The sequence below is a fragment of the Pedobacter cryotolerans genome, assembly GCF_005116475.1.
GTDB lineage: Bacteria > Bacteroidota > Bacteroidia > Sphingobacteriales > Sphingobacteriaceae > Pedobacter > Pedobacter cryotolerans.
This window is the reverse complement of record NZ_SWBO01000031.1, coordinates 1-1,014: the sequence shown is the minus strand read 5'-3', so window position 1 is coordinate 1,014 and position 1,014 is coordinate 1. Positions and strand designations below refer to the sequence as shown.

The 1,014-nt window shown below is 39.0% G+C and carries 1 protein-coding gene; it reads right to left on the bottom strand.

From position 1 onward, the window contains the following. Positions 1-119: 119 nt before the first annotated feature. Positions 120-1,014, bottom strand: an 895-nt coding sequence (locus FA045_RS18770; RefSeq protein WP_136878604.1) for a reverse transcriptase domain-containing protein, incomplete at its 5' end; no start/stop codon positions are given.

The following is a 1,014-nucleotide window of genomic DNA, read 5'->3' as shown; positions in this document are numbered from 1 at the left end:
TAATCGAGTAGACGGCTCCGCCAGAAACTGACGGAGTGCGCCTCTCAACTTAGCGAAGCGATATCTTGAAATACCTATAAAAAATAAACACTTATTTCAAACACCACCGAGCGTACGGGTCACGTACTCGGCGGTTCGCAAAGAGATGGGTTAAGCTGTAAATGTAATTCGGTTAAGGAAATATAACCTCTTTTCTTCAAGCGTTGTAAAGTAATGGTAGTGCCTAAAATAGGACTTTGTGCTATTGCCCAACCACCTTTTCTCGTTCTGCTCCAAGCGTAGGCATGGTCTTGGTCTACACCTAATCGAATCAGGTTTTTCCTTTTCCTTTCGGGTTTTTTCCAATGATGCCAAATGCAGTAGCGCAGTCGGTTTCGTAGCCAACCGTCTAAATCGCTTAATTTACCTAAAATACTTGTGCCTTGAAAATAGTTTAACCATCCTCGTTGCACTTCTTTTATCTTGGCAATACGCTCTTCAAAGGTGGCAGGTGTAGTTTTTCGAGTGATTGTTTTAAGTCGTTCTTTTAGTTTCTTCCATGCTTTTTCCGATACAATGAGTTGGTATTGATTCTTGCTTCCTTTCTCGTACGTAGACACAAATCCAAAACCCAAAATTGTGAAGTTGATTGGTTTTCTAATCCCGCTCTTTTCTTCATTTATAGTTAATTTGAGTTTGTTTTTCAGAAACTTTTCAATTACCACTCTAGTAGCTTTGGCTTGATTGTGGCTTTTGCAATAGATACTAAAATCATCCGCATAACGCACAAATTTATGTCCTCTTCGAGTCATTTCCTTATCCAATTGATGCAGTAGAATGTTCGACAATAATGGACTTAAAGGACTTCCTTGCGGAACGCCTTTTCTTCTCTTTTGTAGCTTTCCGTTGATTTTAATCGGTGCTCTGAGCCATTTGCGTATCAGTTGCATCGTAGCTTTGCATTTCACTTTTTTGTAGATTAAATTCAGTAATAAACAATGGTCAACTTCATCAAAGAAGTTTTTCAGGTCAATA